Annotated in this window: 1 protein-coding gene; it reads right to left on the reverse strand. The window is 45.8% G+C overall.

Annotated elements, in window-relative coordinates:
- On the reverse strand, nt 1-227 hold a 227-nt coding region (locus tag IR141_RS13205; RefSeq protein ID WP_167743254.1), incomplete at both ends, for an ATP-binding protein.

Below are 227 nucleotides of genomic sequence, written 5' to 3' on the forward strand. Positions count from 1 at the left end.
TCATCCATAAACAGCTTCACCCATTCACTAAAAGCCAAATTGGTCGTCATGACAACACTCGTCCTTTCATGCAGTTGGCTCATCAGATGAAACAGCAGCACCCCGCCTTTCTGACTAAACGGCAGATACCCCAACTCATCAAGAATCAACAAATCGTACCGACATTGCTGTTCGGTTAGTTTCAGACGGCCTTCGTCTTTGTCTGCTTCCAATTTGTTGACCAAGTC

The organism is Neisseria sp. 19428wB4_WF04, assembly GCF_015235335.1.
GTDB classification, from domain to species: domain Bacteria; phylum Pseudomonadota; class Gammaproteobacteria; order Burkholderiales; family Neisseriaceae; genus Neisseria; species Neisseria musculi.